At 34.6% G+C, this 20,148-nt stretch carries 20 protein-coding genes; 6 read left to right on the top strand and 14 right to left on the bottom strand.

Features of this window, described 5'->3' with window-relative positions; translation table 11 throughout:
• Positions 1–87: 87 nt before the first annotated feature.
• On the top strand, positions 88–294 hold the full coding sequence (locus tag ABH960_RS19905; protein WP_002136543.1) for a hypothetical protein: 207 nt from the start codon (positions 88–90) through the stop codon (positions 292–294).
• A 48-nt stretch (positions 295–342) separates the two neighbouring features.
• Here ABH960_RS19905 and ABH960_RS19910 read toward each other — a convergent pair whose 3' ends face one another.
• From ABH960_RS19910 to ABH960_RS19945, 8 genes are all read right to left on the bottom strand, one after another.
• Positions 343–723 (bottom strand): nucleotide excision repair endonuclease, encoded by a 381-nt coding sequence (locus ABH960_RS19910; protein ID WP_002013261.1) that lies wholly within the window; start codon positions 721–723, stop codon positions 343–345.
• A 77-nt stretch (positions 724–800) separates the two neighbouring features.
• Positions 801–1,364 carry a GNAT family N-acetyltransferase gene (locus ABH960_RS19915; RefSeq protein ID WP_404447786.1) on the bottom strand — a complete coding sequence of 188 codons (564 nt, stop codon included), beginning with the start codon at positions 1,362–1,364 and terminating at the stop codon, positions 801–803.
• Between the two features lie 68 nt (positions 1,365–1,432).
• Positions 1,433–2,005, bottom strand: coding sequence for a YybS family protein (locus tag ABH960_RS19920; protein ID WP_404447789.1), 573 nt, complete (start codon positions 2,003–2,005; stop codon positions 1,433–1,435).
• 205 nt (positions 2,006–2,210) lie between these two features.
• A complete protein-coding gene (locus tag ABH960_RS19925; protein WP_404447791.1) occupies positions 2,211–3,641 on the bottom strand; it encodes a PQQ-dependent sugar dehydrogenase in 1,431 nt (476 codons plus the stop codon).
• A gap of 91 nt (positions 3,642–3,732) precedes the next feature.
• Positions 3,733–5,451: an alpha-keto acid decarboxylase family protein gene (locus ABH960_RS19930; RefSeq protein WP_078422420.1), complete on the bottom strand. Its 1,719-nt coding sequence runs from the start codon at positions 5,449–5,451 to the stop codon at positions 3,733–3,735.
• A gap of 219 nt (positions 5,452–5,670) precedes the next feature.
• On the bottom strand, positions 5,671–5,865 hold the full coding sequence (locus ABH960_RS19935) for a hypothetical protein (RefSeq protein ID WP_002141916.1): 195 nt from the start codon (positions 5,863–5,865) through the stop codon (positions 5,671–5,673).
• Positions 5,866–6,084: 219 nt separating this feature from the next.
• Positions 6,085–7,959 carry an ABC transporter ATP-binding protein gene (locus ABH960_RS19940; RefSeq protein WP_098988617.1) on the bottom strand — a complete coding sequence of 625 codons (1,875 nt, stop codon included), beginning with the start codon at positions 7,957–7,959 and terminating at the stop codon, positions 6,085–6,087.
• On the bottom strand, positions 7,956–10,202 hold the full coding sequence (locus tag ABH960_RS19945) for an ABC transporter ATP-binding protein (protein WP_002200375.1): 2,247 nt from the start codon (positions 10,200–10,202) through the stop codon (positions 7,956–7,958). Before ABH960_RS19945 ends, ABH960_RS19940 begins: the two co-directional genes overlap by 4 nt.
• 340 nt (positions 10,203–10,542) lie before the next feature.
• Between ABH960_RS19945 and pssA the strand changes: the two genes are divergently transcribed.
• Both pssA and ABH960_RS19955 read left to right on the top strand, forming a co-directional pair.
• Positions 10,543–11,034, top strand: coding sequence for a CDP-diacylglycerol--serine O-phosphatidyltransferase (pssA, locus tag ABH960_RS19950; protein ID WP_002085344.1), 492 nt, complete (start codon positions 10,543–10,545; stop codon positions 11,032–11,034).
• A 32-nt stretch (positions 11,035–11,066) separates the two neighbouring features.
• Entirely contained in the window at positions 11,067–11,189 is a 123-nt protein-coding gene (locus ABH960_RS19955; RefSeq protein WP_002032342.1) for a hypothetical protein, read from the top strand.
• A 301-nt stretch (positions 11,190–11,490) separates the two neighbouring features.
• Here the strand turns inward: ABH960_RS19955 and ABH960_RS19960 are convergent, their stop codons facing one another.
• Positions 11,491–12,606, bottom strand: a complete 1,116-nt coding sequence (locus ABH960_RS19960; protein ID WP_078181462.1) for an NAD(P)/FAD-dependent oxidoreductase — start codon at positions 12,604–12,606, stop codon at positions 11,491–11,493.
• Positions 12,607–12,732: 126 nt separating this feature from the next.
• Positions 12,733–13,386 (bottom strand): YdeI/OmpD-associated family protein, encoded by a 654-nt coding sequence (locus ABH960_RS19965; protein ID WP_016104957.1) that lies wholly within the window; start codon positions 13,384–13,386, stop codon positions 12,733–12,735.
• Between the two features lie 142 nt (positions 13,387–13,528).
• Between ABH960_RS19965 and ABH960_RS19970 the strand changes: the two genes are divergently transcribed.
• The gene (locus tag ABH960_RS19970; RefSeq protein WP_002032339.1) at positions 13,529–13,711 is read left to right on the top strand and encodes a hypothetical protein; all 183 of its coding nucleotides are present in this window, start codon (positions 13,529–13,531) and stop codon (positions 13,709–13,711) included.
• Positions 13,712–13,730: 19 nt separating this feature from the next.
• Here ABH960_RS19970 and ABH960_RS19975 read toward each other — a convergent pair whose 3' ends face one another.
• From ABH960_RS19975 to ABH960_RS19985, 3 genes are all read right to left on the bottom strand, one after another.
• Complete coding sequence (locus ABH960_RS19975; protein WP_404447798.1) at positions 13,731–14,498, bottom strand: arylamine N-acetyltransferase family protein; 768 nt, start codon at positions 14,496–14,498, stop codon at positions 13,731–13,733.
• Positions 14,499–14,688: 190 nt separating this feature from the next.
• A complete protein-coding gene (locus ABH960_RS19980) occupies positions 14,689–15,057 on the bottom strand; it encodes a DUF4180 domain-containing protein (protein ID WP_404447801.1) in 369 nt (122 codons plus the stop codon).
• Between the two features lie 162 nt (positions 15,058–15,219).
• Positions 15,220–15,897, bottom strand: coding sequence for an HAD family hydrolase (locus tag ABH960_RS19985; RefSeq protein WP_404447867.1), 678 nt, complete (start codon positions 15,895–15,897; stop codon positions 15,220–15,222).
• A gap of 418 nt (positions 15,898–16,315) precedes the next feature.
• On the opposite strand from ABH960_RS19985, the gene ABH960_RS19990 reads away from it, so the two are divergent.
• Complete coding sequence (locus tag ABH960_RS19990) at positions 16,316–16,981, top strand: response regulator transcription factor (RefSeq protein WP_404447870.1); 666 nt, start codon at positions 16,316–16,318, stop codon at positions 16,979–16,981.
• Positions 16,974–18,446: a sensor histidine kinase gene (locus ABH960_RS19995; protein ID WP_002189716.1), complete on the top strand. Its 1,473-nt coding sequence runs from the start codon at positions 16,974–16,976 to the stop codon at positions 18,444–18,446. The genes ABH960_RS19990 and ABH960_RS19995 overlap by 8 nt, the downstream gene beginning before the upstream one ends.
• 57 nt (positions 18,447–18,503) lie before the next feature.
• Here ABH960_RS19995 and ABH960_RS20000 read toward each other — a convergent pair whose 3' ends face one another.
• Positions 18,504–19,796, bottom strand: a complete 1,293-nt coding sequence (locus ABH960_RS20000) for a hypothetical protein (protein WP_404447873.1) — start codon at positions 19,794–19,796, stop codon at positions 18,504–18,506.
• Positions 19,797–20,148 lie beyond the last annotated feature (352 nt).

A 20,148-nucleotide genomic window follows, 5' to 3' on the forward strand; every position in this document is an offset into this window, starting at 1 on the left:
ATTTTCGATATGAAAAAAACTATTTTTCTCTATGAATTTACTTTTATTTCATGGATATATATGTAAAAAGGAGTAAGGAGGGTTACTATGTGGCAACATACGAAATTCGGCAATGTATTACTGTGGGCAGGACCTATCCTTGTGTTTATAGGGTTATGTATGACAAATGTTATTTCAGATATTCCTTTTTTTGAAGGAAAGCATAAAACGCTTGGAATTATAATTTTATTTATAGGGCTTTTCTGTTTAATTGCTGCTAATCATTTTAAAAAAGGAGAAAGAAATGAAGAATGAAACACAAAAAAACAATCCTAGTATATGTGCTAGGATTGTTTTTTTTACTTATTTATAAAACACTTTATCAACGTTATATTTCGCTTTGTACTTATTAATGATGTAAGTTTCGTAAATTTCTCTTTCAGTTGGATCTTCTACGATACATGCATCGATACGGTATACTTCATCACGATTATTTTTGATTGGTGAAACATTATCTTCAAAATGCTTTTTAATACGTTGTCTAATTTTACGAGCTTTACCTACGAAAAGAAGTTCGTCATTAATATTGTAAAACATAAAAATGCCGCCTTTATCTCTAGGGAACAAGTGGAAATCGATAAAACCGTTAATTGGAGTAATTAATGGCTCGTCTCCTTTAATAACTTGGTTACGTTCAGTAATTGAAACATCAGCTTCAGGAATATTAATTTTAATCAAGTTCATTCACGTCCTCTTTTATTATAAAGATAAATAATAGCATAAGTATGTAAGAAAAGCTATGTTAAGAGAGATATTTCATTTTATAATTCAAATATTATAGGTATATCATGTAAACTTTTTCTCCAAATCATATGATCGTTTGATTCGCCCCAATAATCCTTCAGCATATAACTAGGTTTTCCAAACTTTTTTGTCCATATACTTTGTGCTTTTTTGTATCCGCTATCTAAACAGCATTCGGTTCTTCCTCTGCTAAGTAATGTAAGATACATTGTATTTAGTAGTAAACTCCCTATACCTTTTCTTTGATACTCCGGAAGTATAAATACAGTTCCTATTTCATACAAATCCTTAAGTGCACCGTCTGTACAACTATTAATCAATGTACTTGCTGGACCGATTTCAATCGTTCCAATGATTTTATCGTTACTTGTATCTATTGCTAATAAAAAGTAACGACTTTCTCCATTACTATCAAAATCATTTTTCAAATATTGCTTTTTCGTGTTAAGTTCATTTTCTATGTCATCTAATAATTGGGATAACCCTTCATTTTTATATGTATTCGTAATAACTATACGGAAAAACAAGTATAGTTCATCTATATCATCCGAATTCGGCCTTCTAATTTCAACGTTATACATGGCTTACATCTCCAATCTTTGAAAATATATGAGAAAGTGTATTCGTTCAAAAAGATTTTATACAATTGTTAAGACCATGCTTTATATACTCTATTCATTATTATTCTACACAGCTCTGCATAGATCCAGCAGTATAGAAAACTCAGTATAAATATTAATGTAATAACTTTTATATCCATAGTCGTATGAATAGTAGGACCAAGTACAGGAAAGCGGAATATATCGAGAATGATCATAATTCCTATAAGTAGACATATCGCTGAGAAGGAAATTACCCAAATCCTCCTCTTGAATTGTAAAAAGGATACTCCTAACGCTATACCTAATAATCCTGTAGTAAAGGGAAAGACAATTAGTTCACTTGGCTCAATAATGAATAATAGGAAAATAGTAAGAATGTAAGAAAGTACTCCCTCACGAATAGAATAACAAATAGCCAGAAAAATCGGTAGCGTCGCGAAAGGACTAATAAATAACCCAATTCCAGGGATTAAGTTCCCCGCAGATTGAAAAATAGCAACAAGTGAACCGAGTAATGCTGTAATGATTAACCTACTTGCAGGCGTCACCTTTCTTTTATGAACAAAATTCGCATCCTGCTCTATCATCCATTGATACCAATAGCTTCTAAAGCGATTCATCAAATTCCCCCCTAAAGAGACCTAATTCACCACTTTCTATTTTTATTCATATACTTATTGGTTATGTTTTACTTTCCGCTTTCTGCTTGTTAGGAATCACTATACAATAGATGTTTATCCATAGAAGTTTTTTTAAGAGGCGCTAAGTCGTGCGTTTGAAAAAGTATGAATTCCATATATTTTTAGACTAAGAGTTTATACTGTATCATGGAACAATTTCAAAAATAGTACCTTTGTTAAAATCCGTTACTTTCATAGATCCATAAACCCCTAAATATAATCTAGTTTGATCTCCGTTTGTTCCCAAGCTCATATAATAAGCTGCTTGAGCACCAAAATCATAATTGGTTTCAATAACATGAAAATCATTACGTTTCCCGTCTAGAGCTGCTCTAGTAAAAGCTAACACTCCCTTTACTGGAGATTGAAATTCTTCTTTCTTAGCAAGATCAGTAAACACGATACTACCAGTTAAACTAGGAATTGTAGTTCCCATATATGGTTGTACTCCTGTAAGTGAGGTTCCTCCAAACTTATCTGCTCTGGAATCTTTATGAAAATAACTAATTAGGGGCTGTATGCGCCTCACTGATGTTTCTATTGTTTCATTATAATAAGCCATTGTTCTCTCATCCAAAGTAGGATTCTCAGAACAGTGCCTTATAAAAGAAGTAGGAAATTCTCCTTCCCATCCTCGCCAACCAAAATTAATAAATCCATCTTGATTGGGAGTGGATCTCATTAAATGCGTTTGAACAAGTTCGGTAACCGGTATGGGTTTATAATGAACAAACGAAAAAATAGACTCTACAATATCCTGCCCGACATTTCCAGCATATTTGATATATTGATTATAAAACCTTTGAAATGAAATACCTGTTATATTCCGAACTCCTTTCGCAATTACTGTAAGTGTTTCTTGTATAGATAAAGGAAACTCATTAAAGCGTGTAACTACTGGAGGGTTATTTATGAATGTATTTTTACTTACATCAATTTCAATTATTTTGCCCGCTATTTCTAAATCATCCTGGCTTAAATTAAATGGATCATAACCCGATCCACCATCTCCATTTGTAAAAACAAGTTTTCCACTCTCAGGTGAAAAGTTTAAACTATTGACTCCGTTATGATTAAAAAAGGGCCTTCTTATGTTAAGTAATGTCCGCCGTTTTTGAGGTTGACTATGTGATTGTAAAATCCATTCCTCAACCGTATCAATATGATCATATTGAGTATCTCTATTTACCCACTTTAAGTTTAAAGTTTTCGGATCACACGGATTAGGTTTAAAAGGCTCAGAAAGGGCACCCGGACCTTGAGTGCCAGCTACTGAATAATGAAGGTAAAATAAACCGTTTTGATAAAATTGTGGATGAAACGCTAGTCCTAGCAATCCGCGTTCATCATAACCGCTACTAGAGACACCTTCTTCAAACGTGCCTAATTTGATAATTCGCGGGCGAATATCTAAAAAATTCCTTATAACTCCGTCTCCTATGTAAAAGATTTCTCCTACCTGGGTTGCAATAAATAACCTTTCAATTGAGTCACCTGGTAGTATAGTTGTTTTCAAAACAGTAGGTAAATTGAACTTACTTGCAATGGGCCGTAAACTAACCTTAACTTTTGTCAACTCACTTTACACCCCTTTAATTGCGTTTTATTAAAAGAGTATGATTAAAACTGTTCGATTAGTATTCAATTAGGGACTAGGGAATTGGATACTAGTTCTGACTGCGCTGCTTTTCCTGCTTCTCCATATAACTACGCATCCGTCGCATATATTCAGGTGCGTCCATTCGATTCCCTGCGATCATTTCAATAATACAGAGTCTTTTGGCGCTTTCCTTTTCAGCATGGATTATAGCCTGATCAAGCTCTCCATAGGTCCGGACCGTAACGGTAAACGCGTTACCTCCAAAAGCTTCGGCCAGCTTGGTGTAAGACCATTGAGGGATTTCGTTGTACTTTTGATCCTCTGTTTTGACATTTAAATATCTCTCGATTGTATAACCATCGTTGTTCAAAACAAAGATTATAGGCTTGCAGCCGTAATAGAGCATAGAACTGATTTCCTGTACCGTTAGCTGCAGGGCACCGTCACCTGTAAACACCAATACTCGGCGTTCCGGCGCGGCCATAATAGCACCAAACGCCGAAGGGATTGCGTAACCGATGGACTGCCATCCACCTTGTCCAATATATGTTACATTGCCCGGCAGTCTTATCTCTCCCATTCCGTAATAAAGCGTTCCGGTCTCGGCGATTACAATATCCTCCTCTTTCAGCATGCGCTGAAAACGTGGATAATAGCCGTCCGCCATTAGAGGTCCGTCGGCAATAGTTGTGAATTGCTCATAAGGGAATGACAATTTTTTTGTCAAACCTTTGCCCGTATAACTCAACTTCTGCACAGCAAGTAGCATGTCGGCTGCAAGAACATTCGGATATTCCGCCTCAGCGATTTTAACTATATCTGGTTGAATATTGACAGTTATCAGTGGGTTCAGCTTTGCGGTAAAACTTGCGGTGTTTGTATCCGCCCATACCATACCAATCGCAATGATACAATCTGCATTCTCCACTGTACTTTGGACTTCAGTCCTCCCGAAAGAGCCTAAATACATTCCGATATAATTTGGATGGTTCTCGTCGAATCCGCCCTTCCCGTACATCATCGTTACAACAGGCACATTCATTGCATCGGCTAGCTGCCGAGTCGCTGTCTGAAGGCCGAATCGCATCGTTTTCACATCCACCAAGATAACTGGTCGGTGGGAACGTTCCAAAAGCAGACGGACATGATTCACTGCAGCCTGAAGGGTATTCGGGTTGGATGTTGGACGTGGTGGTGCCGGTTCTGTCCAGACTTTAATCGGCTTGGTCACTAAATCATTAGCCACAACCAGGTATACCGGCTTTTTCTTTTCCTTAGCAATGCGAATCGCAGTCTGAATCTCAATCTTGGCATTTTCTGGTGTAAGCACGGCAGTATAAGCCGTTATCTGCTCATACACCTTGCGAAAGATGTCAAAATTTCCATCCATTAAGGTGTGGTGCATCAGCTTATGCTCTTTTTGATCCTTCTCAGGAGGGGCACCCACAATGTGTATTATTGGCACATGCTCGCTGTTGGCTCCCGCTATCGCATTGCATGCGCTGAGCTCCCCGACCCCAAATGTCGTAATAAGAGCCGATATTCCTTTGATTCTTGCATAGCCATCTGCAGCGTAGCCCGAGTTTAGTTCATTTCGTCCTTCTATAAAACGGATGCCGTTATAACACTCCAAAGTATCAAGAAGTGTAAAATTATAGTCCCCTGCGACACCAAAAATTTCGGTTATGCCCTCCAGTTTCAGGCAATCGAACAAATACTGGCCAACCGTTTTTTGAGCAGGTCCCCTTTGTAAACCAAAGCTGCCCGTATTAATCATGTTGTCCATCGCTTGCTCACTCCTTATCTATTTCTTTATAGTACCCTTTTTGATAATTCCCTTTAATTAAACCGGTTATCCGTTGTGCAACAATTAATGGAGAAGATTTTTGTACAACCATATATTACAACTACATTCTTCGTATTTTATATATCATCAATAAAGAGTTCAGAAAACCCATAAATAAAAAAACGAGTGCTGTGAAGAAACGCACTCATTGAAAGGAATTTACCATTCTCGACGATTATCGCGATCACAGTCACGATCATGATTACGTCTGCGACGGCATTCATCACAATCGCAGTCACGGTCACGTCTACAACGACGGTCATCACAATCTCTATGTCTGCGTCTGCAGAACATTAAATCATCCCAAAATCTATCACAATCTCGGTCACGTCTGAAATTACCATTACATCCCATAAATATAATTACCTCCTCTTAACTCTTGGATTCATCATATTCTATGCTAAAAAACAAAAACAGCTTGTTTACTAGTCTATTTTCTGCATTTTAAAGTAATAATATTATTATCTAATCTTTAAATTTCAAATAGAACCTTAAAAATGATAAAAACCCACGAAGAAAATGAATTTTCACCGTGGGTTTTAGTTATTTAAATGGACTTTCGGGACACCTAACTCAAGAAGCATCCGCACCTTCAAACTGACTATTATAAAGCGAAGCATAGAAACCATCAGCTTTTAATAACTCTTCATGATTACCTTGTTCTACAATATCCCCGTCTTTCATGACAAGGATTAAATCTGCATCACGTATTGTTGATAATCTATGAGCGATAATGAAGCTTGTTCTACCTTCCATAAGGTTTTCCATCGCTTTTTGAATCAGTACTTCTGTACGAGTATCAATGGAGCTTGTTGCTTCATCGAGTATTAATATTTTCGGATCCGCTAGAAGGGCGCGTGCAATTGTTAGTAGTTGCTTTTGTCCTTGGGATACGTTGCTTGCTTCTTCGTTTAGTTCCATTTGATATTTATTTGGTAATGTTTTTACGAAGCTGTGAACGTGAGCTGCTTTCGCTGCTTCAATTACTTCTTCGTCTGTAGCATCGAGTCTACCGTAACGTATATTTTCCATGATGGAGCCGTTAAATAGCCAAGTGTCTTGCAGTACCATACCAAACATGTTGCGTAGGTCTTCTCGCGTGAAGTCTTTTATATCGTGACCGTCGATACATATTGCACCGCTATTTATGTCATAGAAACGCATTAACAGTTTTACAATCGTTGTTTTACCAGCTCCGGTTGGTCCGACGATTGCTACTTTTTGTCCAGGTTTAATGTTAGATGAGAAATTATTGATGATGATCTTATCTGGATTGTATCCAAATTGAACATCTTGGAAGGTAACTTCTCCTTGAACTTTTTGCAGCTTCACTGGATTTTCTGCTTCTGGCACTTCCTCTTCTTCTTCTAAAAATTCGAAGACTCTTTCTGCAGCAGCTGCAGTGGATTGAAGTACGTTCGCGATTTGCGCTACTTGAGCGATTGGTTGCGTAAAGCTTCTAACATATTGCACAAAGGCTAAAATGTCTCCAACTGCGATGGTTCTCTTTACCGCAAGCCATCCGCCTAAAATAGATACAGCGACGTAACCGATATTACCGATAAATGTCATAATCGGCATCATCATTCCAGATAAAAATTGAGATTTCCATGCGGAGTGATAAAGGGTATCATTTACCTTTTCGAATTTTTTTACTTCTTCTTCTTCTTTGTTAAAGGCTTTTACGATATTGTGACCACTATAAATTTCTTCGACCTGACCGTTTACGTGTCCTAAATATTCTTGCTGGGATTTGAAGTATTTTTGTGATCGTTTTACGACTGCCATGATGAGAATCATCGATACTGGCAATATTAAAAGCGCCACTAATGTCATTTGCCAGCTGATGGATAACATCATGATAAGTACACCGATGATTGTAATAACGGATGTGATGATTTGCGACATACTTTGGTTTAACGTTTGGCTCACCGTATCTATGTCATTTGTAATTCTCGATAATACTTCGCCGTGCGTTGTTTTATCAAAGTAATTCAGCGGCATACGATTAATTTTTTCGTCGATTTCTTTTCTGAAGTTATAAGATACTTTTTGAGCTACTCCAGAAATAATGTACCCCTGGATAATACCAAACACAGTGCTCAGTATATATAATCCAAGAAGTAAAATAACAATGTTTCCGATATAGGTAAAGTCAATGGCCGCACCGGGTGCTCCTGATACTTTGCTTACGAGTCCTTCGAAAAGTTTTGTTGTCGCATTTCCTAAAATTTTTGGACCAACGATTGTAAAGGCTGCACTACCGATTGCGAAAAGGATAACGACTAAGATTGATAATTTATAGGGCTTCAAGTATTGAAGGAGTTTATTCATCGTTCCTTTGAAGTTTTTTGCCTTCTCAATCTTTCTCATGCCGCCGCCCATAGGACCGCCACCGCCAGGACCAGGACCGCCTTGTTTTCTATTTTCTATTTTTTTATCACTCATGATGACAACTCCTCTCTTGAAAGTTGTGATAAAGCAATTTGCTTATAAACTTCACAGTTTTCCATAAGCTCTTCATGAGTACCAGTTCCAACTATTTTTCCTTCGTCAAGTACAATAATCTTATCGGCATTCATGATTGTGCTGATTCTTTGGGCAATAAGTAAAACAGTACTTCCTGTAATCTCATTGTTTAAAGCTCTGCGCAATGCTGCGTCTGTCTTAAAGTCAAGAGCTGAGAAACTATCATCGAATATGAAGATTTCCGATTTTTTCGTAAGAGCACGTGCAATAGAAAGTCTTTGTTTTTGACCACCGGAAACATTCGTACCACCTTGTGATATTTCTGTACGGAAGCTTTCAGGTTTTTCGTTAATAAACTCCATAGCTTGCGCGATTTCTGCCGCTTTTGCGAGTTCTTCTTCAGTTGCTTCTTTCTTACCGTATTTCAAATTACTCTCGATTGTACCTGAGAATAGAACTCCTTTTTGCGGTACATAACCAATTTTCTCTCTTAATTCCTTCTGAGATACTTCTCTAATATCCGTGCCATCTATTAATATTTGGCCGCTTGTGACATCGTAAAATCGTGGAATTAAGTTGATTAATGTTGATTTACCACTACCTGTACTTCCGATGAAAGCTGTCGTTTCACCAGGTTTTGCAGTAAAGGTGATATTGGAAAGCACATCTTCTTCTGCACCTGGGTATCTAAAGCCAACATTTTTAAATTCAACGTAACCTTTCTTGTCTGAAGCAAATGTTTTCGGCTCTTTTACATCACTAATGGTAATGTCAGTATCTAAAACTTCTGCGATACGTTGTGCGGAAACTGAAGCACGCGGAACCATAATAGATACCATTGAAATCATTAAGAAGGCCATGATGATTTGCATTGTATATTGCATAAATGCCATTAAATCACCAACTTGCATATGTCCCATATCCACTTGGTGTGATCCAACCCAAATAATAAGTACAGTAACGGCATTCATGATAAACATCATCATTGGCATCATAAATGACATTAAACGGCTTACAAATAAATTTGTGTTTGTTAAATCTTGATTTCCTTTTTCAAATTTCTTTTCTTCATGTTTTTGATTATTAAAAGCACGAATAACGAGCATACCTGTTAAAGATTCACGAGTGATTAAGTTAATTTTATCTACTAACTTTTGGATACGCTTAAACCTAGGAATCGCGATGCTAAATAAACCAATGACTAAGCTTAAAATCGCAATTACCGCAACTGCGATAATCCATCCCATTGAAAGATCTGTAGTAAGTACTTTAATAATGCCGCCGATACCTAAAATTGGTGCATAGAATACAATGCGAAGCATCATAACCATAAGTGTTTGAACTTGCTGGATATCATTTGTACTTCTTGTAATTAGAGATGCAGTGGAAAACTTATCAAACTCCGCATTCGAGAAGTTTGTAACTTTCCGGAATACTTTCTTTCTAAGGTCTCTGCCGAGTCCAGCAGCTACTTTTGCAGCAAGTAAACTCACGATAACGGTAGCTGCCATACTTACTAAGGATAAAAGCAGCATTTTCCCGCCGGAAGTAAGAATGAAATTAGATTGAAGCTTATCTATATTGATACCGATCTTTTTATACTCATTCTCAATGAATGAAACGGCTGATTGTGTTACCATGCTGCCTGGCATATTCTTAAACTTTTCATCTGCCTTTTCTTTCATTGCATTGATTTGATCTTGAGGAAGTTTCGCAATGATTGCAAAAGGATCTGTATTTGGCGGAAGCTTCGCTGGTGTTTTGTTGTCACCCGTCGCAGCAGGAGGGAAAGCAGATGCGCCTCCTTTTTCAATTCCTTGTGTAATTAACATTGGTTTCCCAAAGATATTGTTAAGTTCGTTAATTATATTTTTATCTTCTGTATGTAGCTTATAAAGCGGCTCTTTATCAAGCTGTGGATAATCTTTTAAGTCATTTTTTAGTTCACTTTGAGAGAGGTTGTTCTTATCTAAAAGCGCATAGTTGTCAGCTACTTTTTTCTTCTCATTTTCATTCATAAAGAGCGTAAGTTTATCCATTTCACTTTTACGAATAACCTCAGGTACTGCATTTTCTACACCTTTTTGTTGAATCCCTACATTGACAATGTTAGACATATAGTCTGGCAGTGATAGATCACATACTGCCTGCACAGTTAAAAGACATACAACTGCAATGATGGAAGTAACAAATGGTTTTAAATGTTTAATGATCTTTAACATTTAATTCATCTCTCCATTTTCCTTATCTAATTTTTTTAGTTTTTACTCCGTTTCTCTCCTTTATTCTTCGTATTCTCAGTAATTCATTCTAGCAGCTCTTTACGCATTTTCGACCACAGATTAATTTTATGACTATATGAAGATATAATGCAACTTTTAGAGAGAATAGACTTACCTTTGATCAAACATGTTTATAAAACAACATAACGTACAGGAAATCGGCTTTTCTCTTGTCGAAATTTACTTAGCATACAGTGGTCATATATTTTCAAGAATAACGGAAGAATATATAGAAAATGCTACATAAATGTGAAGTTTGATCAACTTAGGGGGGACAACCTTGTTCAATCAGATAGTAAAAGCTGTACCCAATTTATTTACGATTGGAAATTTATTGTGCGGTGTTTTTTCAATTACCATGAATATGAGTGACTATTTGGAAGTAGCCTCCATTTTTATTTTCTTTTCAGCTGTTTTAGATCTCCTTGATGGAAGAATTGCGAGAAAATTAAAAGTGAACAGTGAGTTTGGTGTACAATTGGATTCCTTAGCTGATATTGTTAGTTTCGGAGTTGCGCCTGCACTTCTATTTCATTCGATAGCAACACCATCTATTTTAACTTCTTTGGCATTTATCCTTTTCCCAACGATGGGTGCTTTAAGATTAGCTAAATTTAGTGTAAAACCAACCATTGGATATTTTAAGGGATTACCTATTCCAGCTGCTGGATTACCATTGGCCGGTATGGGATTGTTTTCATATAGCAATGCATGGATTACATTAATCCTCGCTCTCTTAATGGTAAGTCCAATTAGGTTTAAAAAACTTTAATTGGGATCCCGTCTATCGCTTTAATTTCATTTGTGGAACGGTTCGCTAACATCCATCAAGTTGAGGGTTTTGATGTTATTCATCATTTTACGAATGCAGCGATGGGACAGACTTTAAAGAGCTTACCTATTGTAATTGCTCATAATAGATTGTGAAATTGAATAGCCTCCAGTTTTTGAGGCTATTGTTAATATTTCTGATATGTATAAAAAGAAATGATATTCTCCTCTATATTGAACGAATCAACCTTTTTTCTCTAATACCTCAAACGATAAAAATGCACTTCGTTGCTATAAAAGGCAAAAATTTTTCGTTTTGTGGGTTATCTATTTTCTTAGCTTGATAGCGATGTGGTGGTACCTGTTTAAAAGAACTCCTACCTCCCCAAATACTTAGTTACTCCCAAATAACATGACAAAAAGATTAGGAAATCACTCCTAATCTTTTTGTTTATTACTATTCCATTGCCCCAGCAACATCATAATCATTTAAATCTAATTCAATCGGTTGCCCTAACGCAAGTTTAGCAAGTTCTGATCCTAAGTATGGACCTGCTGTTAATCCTGAAGCACCTAATCCGTTCGCAATGAGTATGCCTTCAAAATTAGGTAGTGGTCCAATAACAGGTAAGAACCCTGGTGTAAACGGTCTAAAGCCAACTCTTGTTTCAACCATTGTACCATCTTCTAAACCAGGCGCTACTGTTAACGCTTTATGGAATACTTCATGTAAACCACCAGCTGTTACACGGTGATCGAAACCAGTATCATTCTCATGCGTTGCACCAATTACGACATGGCCATTGTCAAATGTTAAAATATATTGATCGTTCGGCGGCATAACAACTGGCATATTTTCTGTTGCTGTATTTTCCATTTGTAAATGAACAATTTGTCCTTTTTGGAACGTAACTAAGAAATTAATTCCTAATGGGTTCAAGATTTCGTTCGCCCATGCGCCTGCAGTTACCATTACCTTTTCCGCTACAATTGTTTCGTCGTTTACTTTAACTCCCGTAATATGATTCCCTTCACGGACTAATACTGCATCACCTTTTATGAAAGTTGCACCATGTTTTTTCGCAGCGCTTATTAATGCGTTGCGTAATAATCTTCCATTTACTCGTGCAGCGCCACTAATATGAACAGAACTATATTCTTCCGATAATGCTGGGAATAATTTTTTCGTTTCTTCAGCTGATAAGCGAGTGATTTCACCAATCTCCGGTGCATCTTCACGGCGTTTATACGCTCTCTCTTCCATTTGATCTAGTTTTTTCTCATCAGTATGTAAACTAATTGCACCTACACGGTTGTAACCTGTATCCGTTTCACCGTCTTCTTCTAATTGCTGAATTAACGAAGAATAGTAACGTGCACCGCCTTTAACGATTTTATACCATGCTTTATTACGACGTTGCGACAGCCAAGGACAGACAATACCTGCTGCTGCGTCAGTTGCTTGACCTAACTCTTGACGATCTACAATAGTAACCTTCGCACCAGCCTTAGCAAGATGATAAGCAGTAGATGCTCCTAAAATTCCAGCTCCAACTACAATATACGATTTCATTTCAAACACCTTTTCTCTTTTGCTAATTATTTAAATATAAGAACATACTTTAGTATACTGAAAGGAATCCTTTTTTCAATGTGTTCAACGTAATTAATTGTTGCATCATTGTGACGTTCCTAATCGTTATTTTTTCTTCTTACGGAATAATTCAATTGTTTTATAGCCTTGTGAAAGGATTTCAATCATTTTCTCAAGACGTTTTTCACGTGTTTTTTCTTGTTTTACAGAAAATAAATTACGTGCCCAATCTTTTTGATATCCAGGAGTTAAACTTTGATAAAATTTAAGTTCAGTGGGATGATTAGCCAATAATGCTTCCACATCTTGAATTCGATCAGCATAATCAGCAACACATTGACTTGCAGCAGGCGTTTTCTTTGCTTTTTTCTTTTCACGTTTTAAACCAACAACAGTGAAAACGTCATCCATACTTACCATTCGCGCAAATTTAATATCACTATTTCCTACATATCCATCTTCTCCAACATTTAACGCTGGAAACATTTCATCACGATGAATAAAAGTACTGTAACGAGCATTACCTTTTTTCGGATAAGCAAAAAAGACATAACCTTTCTCAAGTAACAACTCTTCATTTTTAATAATGAAATTTGTATGCTCTACCATCTCATCAAGCGTTTCTACAAAAATAAAAACAGCATCATGCTCTTTAGAAAATGTAGTTGGTTTATCTCCAAACACTTCATAATCGTTCGGTTCGTTAATAACCACCATATTCGTATACTTATTAAGTTTCAATTTATCGATAACTGACATAATAATCTTCCTCTACATTCAATATTCATTTTATATATTTTTTATACTGTTCTAGTGTATTATATCTATTAAGAAAATCAAACTTTAAATCGTATCATTCTGTTTCAAAAGAACACAATATTCTACTTAAAGGAATGATTTTATGCCGTATGTAATCCGAGATGAAGGACTAGTTTTGCAAGGAGACAATGGAAAAGAACCCGTTTTTCATACGTATGAAGAGGCTGCAGAAACGTTAAAAACATTAACTATACCGCAGTTTCCAAAACATATTAGAAGAAAACCTTTTAAACCAAAAATCATAAAAATAGCCGATTCTGAATAAGAACCGGCTATTTGTTTAGTCATAACTTAATAGCAAATAAAGTATATAAAAGCGCTTTATATTGATTTTCTGTAATTTCACGCTTAGTTTTTTCTCCATAAATGATTTCAGTTAAACTAGTATCCGTTAAAGAGACATGACCAGAGTTCGTCAACTTTACTGCAATGGGTCCTTTATTGAAAATAGATTTCTCATCTTCTATTACTCTTTTTTGAACATCATTTACTACTGCCTCATCAATCATACGATTATAAAAAGCATGACAAACTTTCCATTCTCCATCAACATCTATTCTTTCTAGAACATAGTTTCCTTTACTCGTATCTTTTTGTCTTACTCGATACGAACCGTTTTTAGAAGAAACAAGTTCGCCAGTAAACGATACTGGCACAAGAGGTACTAATGAAGCAATACCTACATCAATTAAGTACCTTACGTTTTCATAATTTAAAATAATTGTTATATGCCCCTCTTCAAGTGCCCAAGCGTTTATATCATTTTTATATACGGTACCTAGTGCGAGTTGTACATCATAACCACTATCTTTTAAAAAATAGTAAAAAAGAGTATTTAATTCATAACAAAGTCCGCCGCGGGATCTAGTTAAAATTTTTTCTTGTAAGTTTTTCATAGAAATTGTATTCGCATTACTTGCTATTACATCTAAATTCTCAAACGGGATTGTGTGGGCAAATGCAAAGAGTATTGTACTTAATTCTTCAAATTTTATTTCAGTACGTTTTTCAAGGTTTAATCTTGTGAAAAGTTGATCTTGTAACTTTGTCATATTCAGCACCCCTTAATAAGTTATAAATTAAAATAATATATGCTGATTGTAAATTTGAAGGGATATAGTAACAATCTACATTTGCAGTTACTGTACCGGTACAAAATTTAAATTTGAAAAACATATTTATATAAAAATACAAATAAGAGGCACCTTCATGGATGCCTCTTTCGAAATACATTTTATATCTTTATTTCAATGAGCTTAACTTTTCAATTGCTTGTTGCTCAGTTGCTAAGAAAAAAATATCCTTACCTTTGTTACATTCATAAATGAAATCTTTTAAGCTTTTACTAGCGTACATAGAAAAATCCCCGACGATAGCAATTTTCACGCTGTAATTAATAAACTTTTGAAGAATATCACCCGCAAGACGTGTTTTTAAGTCAAAGAAACTTTCACTTATTAATGATTTATTGATAACAATCCACTTCGAATCCGCTTCATATTGAACTGTTGCCATGAAATCTAATGCAGATTGAACGTCCGATATTAATACTGTATCGTTTCTGACGACCGCAATATTTATTCCGTCAATTACTACTTTCTTTATTTCCATAGTCTCACTCCTCTATAATTTATAAAGTATATATTAAACATGCTGTGTAGATCTTCATTAACACACATAAATGATTTGCCCCTGGCTCAATATCATCGTAAATAATTATTGTTTTAAAACTTCTCATACGGTCAATGAAATTAAGGGTAATCTATCTTTTTACTATTTTTGAAAATTCATCTCTCCACAATAACTTAATAAATTATCAAAAGAAGTAATCTCGGCATATGGTTTTGTGTCGGTATTATTCTTAATCATATTAGGATTGAACCATATGCCCTTTATATTTGCATTTTGACAACCAGCAATATCCTTTTCTAAGTCATCTCCAACAAATAATACATCTTCTGATTGTACATTTAGCTTATTTAATGCTAATTCAAATATGCGTTTGTCAGGTTTACTAAATCCCGCTTCTTCAGAAATAATGATTGTATCAAAATAACGATTCAAATTCGTGTTAATTATTTTTGCTTTTTGCCTCTGAGTTGAGCCATTTGTTATAATTCCAACTTTAATATGTGACTTTATAGTATTTATGATATTAATAGTTTTTTGGTTTATAGAAAAACATTTTGGGAAATTATTATTCCAAAAGTCTTGAATGTAATTGCGTGGTAATCTATATTTCGGTGGGAATTCATCAAATAATGATTCCAAAACCTTTACTTTATTGCTGTGGCCATAGCTTTTTTTATCATATCCCTTGAATTTTTGTAACATTTCGTTTTTTACCGAATGTTGTTCAACATCCCCATAAAACTCCTCTAAAATAATGGAAAACAGTTTATCTACTGCCTTATCCCTATCAAGTAACGTATCATCTAAATCAAATAGTATTGCTTTATAACCCCTCAAATAATTTCACAACCTTTCTCGCATTATATAAATAATCCCTAGTTCATACCTTTAAACTTTTGGTTTCCCCAGAGAATTGTTATTTAGGCGATTAACGATTAAACAGAGCACTCGATAAAAAACTCCAAAATTTGTGGCACGTGCTCTAGTATTTCGGTAGCTTCTTTTATATTGAAATTCATTTCCTTTTCCCCTTCTGGTAAAGAAGCAAAAGTATATTTTCATACAGTTTTAAAAAATCACATGCAGTTTACATTATTATACATTAGTTTTACTTAAATATTAATCGTTCATTTTATTGAACGTGGAGCTAACACAATAATCGTCTTGTGAAATCTCCTAATTTATCTCCACATAAACTCCAGATAGTAAGGCTATAATGACTACCAGAGGTGATATTATGAAAAACTATCATATTCTCGTGGTAGAAGACGATCAAGAAATTCAGGAATTAATTAAACAATTTTTAATGACACAACAGTATACAGTGGTAGTCGCATCAGATGGATTAGAGGGTATGACACAAATTAATAAGCAATCCTTTGATTTAATTCTTCTAGATGTAATGATGCCCAATCTTAATGGATTTGAAGTATCCAAGATGATTCGAAGTCAGTCAAACGTACCAATTATTATGCTAACTGCATTGGAAGAAGAGGAAGATCAAATGAAAGGGTTCGATCTTGGAATCGATGATTATATAACAAAACCCTTTTCGTTTCATGTTTTGATTAGACGAGTCGAAGCTGTACTTAGAAGAAGTTATGATAAAAATGTAAATAATCATTTGGTATTTAAAGAAGTACGTATCGATGTTGATGCATATAGAGTATATGTAAATGACGTTGAAATTTTATTAACGACAAAAGAGTTTGAAATTCTACAACTACTATTTCAAAATGAGAGAAAAGTACTCACAAGAGAAAATATCGTAGAAAAAGTTTGGGGGTACGATTATTTTGGAGAAACACGAATAATTGATACACATATTAAAAACCTACGTAAAAAGTTAGCTATCCCTTATATTAAAACAATAAAGGGTATTGGTTATAAAATTGATGAATAGTATTGTGAAAATCATGAAGATGAAGCAAATTACTTATAAACTCTTTATGACTACCTCTCTCATTTTGTTATCCTTTGCAGTATTGATTTATTTAACTTTATACTTCTTTCTCCCTACGTTTTATGAGCAATACAAAACAGATCAACTTCAAACAGGGATAAAAGAAATCATTGATAAATCTAAAGATCTTACGTTTCAAGATGCGATACCACTTTTTGATGAATATGCCAAAAAAAATAATGCGATGCTTTATCTTCAAAATAATGAGGGAATAATTAAATACTCTCCTTCATTTTCTTTTACTCAAAATGGTTCGCAAACAACAGTAGTTACTAGAGCCACACGGTTCGAGAATGCAGGTACCCTTAGCAATTCATATAACGTTACGAAACCAATTCAATTCCAAGATGGTAGTTTAACGCTTATAGTCTTTGCTACATTTCAACCAATTGATGAAGCTTCACAGGTTTTAGTACGCTTTCTCCCCTATATTAGTATCATTGTACTCATAATTGGTGTAGGGAGTGCTTATTTCTATTCCAGGTTTATTACAAAACCACTTATTTATATTAATGAGGGTGCACAAAAGATGGCAAATTTAGATTTCTCCGAAAAAATTGAGGTTCGCTCTACAGATGAGTTAGGAGAATTATCTAATAGTTTGAATGACATGTCTATTAACTTACAACAAGCTATGTTTGATTTAAAAAAAGCAAATCAACAATTAAAAAATGATATTGAAAAAGAACGAGAAATAGAAACAAAACGCAGAGAGTTTTTTGCGATTGTAGCACATGAATTAAAGACCCCTCTAACTGTAATGAAAGGATACTTAGAAGGGATGATATACAATATTGGCCCTTATCAAAATCGTGATCAATATTTAAAGAAAAATCATCAAATTATTGAAAGTATGGAACAATTAGTCCGTGAAATTTTAAGCATGTCGAAATTAGAACAACACACCTTTAAACTAAAAGTAGAAGAAGTTAATCTTTCGAAGTTAATAGATACAATCACAAAAGACCTCGAATTTTTTGCTTCTCAAAAAAGCATCCAAATAATAAAAGAAATTGATTCTGATCTTTCTGTTTATACAGATCGTGTTCTTTTTGAAAAAGCATGTAAAAATATTATCCATAATGCGGTTATGTATTCACCACATAATGAAAAAGTCTATATAAAGTTAAGTGAGGATTCTAAACAAGGTCAAATCAAAATGCAAATTATGAATACAGGTGTCAATATTAAAGAAGAGGATATACAACAAATTTTCAAACCATTTTATCGAATTGAAAAATCAAGGAATCGAAATACTGGAGGAAGTGGTTTGGGGCTATATATTGTTAAACAAATTCTTGAAACGCTAGATATAAAATATTCTATAAAAAATATGGAACATAGTGTACAATTTTGCATGAACATTCCATTATCTAAACAAAAAACAAACAAACTCCCCTCTTAGTAGGACGAGTTTGTTTGTTTTTTGTAGTTTTAGTATTGATATTTTTCGAGTTACTTTTTAAGCAATATTGGGATTAGCTTTTTTACCAATCCACATACCTAAGCCCACCATGCCAAGCCAACAGCAAATTGCTAACATAAACATCAATCGTTGTACGGATAACCCTTCAATCTGCATTTGAACCTTCCCAACAATTGTTTGGAAAAGTTGCGACCATTCGACATCGTAAAACACCCCTACTCCCACAATCACAATCAATATAAAAAATTGTAAAAATATATTCCCCATATTTCTCCATGTTGTGTAAATGAGTAAAGAAAGCTCTCTATGTGTAGCATTCACCATATATACTTTCATATTATTTTGAGAAGAAATACTATTAATGGCATAGCTTCCAAATGTAACGCTAAGGACTATAAATATTGGAGAATAAAACCCGAATATCATGATTAAAGTACTTACTAAAAACAAATGGATTGGATTAACTTTCTTAGCAGCTTTGATATCTAAAAATATGGACATCAAAATCCCTAATAGGTATGGCCCAACTACAATGAAAATACAGGTTAACATGTTATAGAAAGTAAAACTATAAAAAATACCCATCAAAAATAAATATCCATTTCCTAATCCAAGTAAAAATGATTCTGCCTTTAAGCGGATTGGTAAAGAAGATGAAAGTTTATGAAAGAACTTTCCTTTCAACAAACTCAAAAACATGAAACAAATAAGCGCTATAGAAAGTAGAAAAAAATAAAAAATATATTGTTCATTATTTATGTTACGACTTGTTCGAATCAAAAGAATAAGCATTGAGACAAAAAGAAACTTTCCTACAACCGATACGATGGAGATAGGTAAAAGCCCTTTGGCTAACTCTGTTCTCGGCATTTTTTTTATAGCAAAAAGGATACTGATTAAACAAATCCCATATATGCATGTTATCAGCGGCGGCGATAAAAAACTAATCGCTAACAAAACGATTATTAGTAAAAGAAAAACGATACCAATAATAATCGCTTGTTGATTTTTATTATAAACCTTTCCCCCGCCTTCCACATGTAGAAACAATAAAGTACTCGTCATGGTAGAAATTGTACTAACTGCAAAACCAGAAACTAACGCACTTATTTCTAGCCATCTTGAACTCCATCCAAAGAAAGTAACACTAAGTAATGATACTATCAGAATAGAAACAGTCCAATATAAGGAGCGGTGAATCCCAGCCTTATTCACAATAGGTATCCAGATAAACACACCCGTCATATAAGTTGTATAAAACAGGATTGATGGCCAGTATCCCTCAAAGCCTTTCGAAATCTGTAATCCATAAACAATGTAAATAAGCATGGGTGTAAAGATAGTCGTTATTAGTAGACTAAATGTAGTTATACTTTGCACCACAAGTCTTTTTTGCTTTGTCGTATGTATCGTATAACACCTCACTTAAAATGAAATCAGTAGTTGTTATTACTTATTCTGTCCGGAACGAGGTTGTTATATATGCGCAATCCAATTGAAATTCCCATTACGAGGTAAACTCAATCTAAATCCACATTAAATTAAGTGGCGTGCAAAAAAGATGGATTTTGTGATTCTTATAAATAAAATTAATGGATATATTCAAAACCTTAATCATAAATGGAACAAATGTGTTACTTAGATTGTCTATTACGTATAAAAAAGGTGCTTTTGGTAGTTC

It is taken from the genome of Bacillus sp. RC252 (assembly GCF_044909215.1).
GTDB lineage: Bacteria > Bacillota > Bacilli > Bacillales > Bacillaceae_G > Bacillus_A > Bacillus_A mycoides.

Excerpts from the sequence above, each read along its gene's own strand:
- ABH960_RS19995 (WP_002189716.1), top strand. The coding sequence starts at position 16,974 with ATGAATAGTATTGTGAAAATCATGAAGATGAAGCAAATTACTTATAAA.
- ABH960_RS19905 (WP_002136543.1), top strand. The coding sequence starts at position 88 with ATGTGGCAACATACGAAATTCGGCAATGTATTACTGTGGGCAGGACCT.
- ABH960_RS19960 (WP_078181462.1), bottom strand. The coding sequence starts at position 12,606 with ATGAAATCGTATATTGTAGTTGGAGCTGGAATTTTAGGAGCATCTACT.
- ABH960_RS19980 (WP_404447801.1), bottom strand. The coding sequence starts at position 15,057 with ATGGAAATAAAGAAAGTAGTAATTGACGGAATAAATATTGCGGTCGTC.
- ABH960_RS19930 (WP_078422420.1), bottom strand. The coding sequence starts at position 5,451 with ATGGACAACATGATTAATACGGGCAGCTTTGGTTTACAAAGGGGACCT.
- ABH960_RS19990 (WP_404447870.1), top strand. The coding sequence starts at position 16,316 with ATGAAAAACTATCATATTCTCGTGGTAGAAGACGATCAAGAAATTCAG.
- ABH960_RS19940 (WP_098988617.1), bottom strand. The coding sequence starts at position 7,959 with ATGAGTGATAAAAAAATAGAAAATAGAAAACAAGGCGGTCCTGGTCCT.
- ABH960_RS19935 (WP_002141916.1), bottom strand. The coding sequence starts at position 5,865 with ATGGGATGTAATGGTAATTTCAGACGTGACCGAGATTGTGATAGATTT.
- ABH960_RS19975 (WP_404447798.1), bottom strand. The coding sequence starts at position 14,498 with ATGACAAAGTTACAAGATCAACTTTTCACAAGATTAAACCTTGAAAAA.
- ABH960_RS19970 (WP_002032339.1), top strand. The coding sequence starts at position 13,529 with ATGCCGTATGTAATCCGAGATGAAGGACTAGTTTTGCAAGGAGACAAT.
- ABH960_RS19915 (WP_404447786.1), bottom strand. The coding sequence starts at position 1,364 with ATGTATAACGTTGAAATTAGAAGGCCGAATTCGGATGATATAGATGAA.
- ABH960_RS19910 (WP_002013261.1), bottom strand. The coding sequence starts at position 723 with ATGAACTTGATTAAAATTAATATTCCTGAAGCTGATGTTTCAATTACT.
- ABH960_RS19945 (WP_002200375.1), bottom strand. The coding sequence starts at position 10,202 with ATGTTAAAGATCATTAAACATTTAAAACCATTTGTTACTTCCATCATT.
- ABH960_RS19965 (WP_016104957.1), bottom strand. The coding sequence starts at position 13,386 with ATGTCAGTTATCGATAAATTGAAACTTAATAAGTATACGAATATGGTG.
- ABH960_RS20000 (WP_404447873.1), bottom strand. The coding sequence starts at position 19,796 with ATGCTTATTTACATTGTTTATGGATTACAGATTTCGAAAGGCTTTGAG.
- ABH960_RS19920 (WP_404447789.1), bottom strand. The coding sequence starts at position 2,005 with ATGAATCGCTTTAGAAGCTATTGGTATCAATGGATGATAGAGCAGGAT.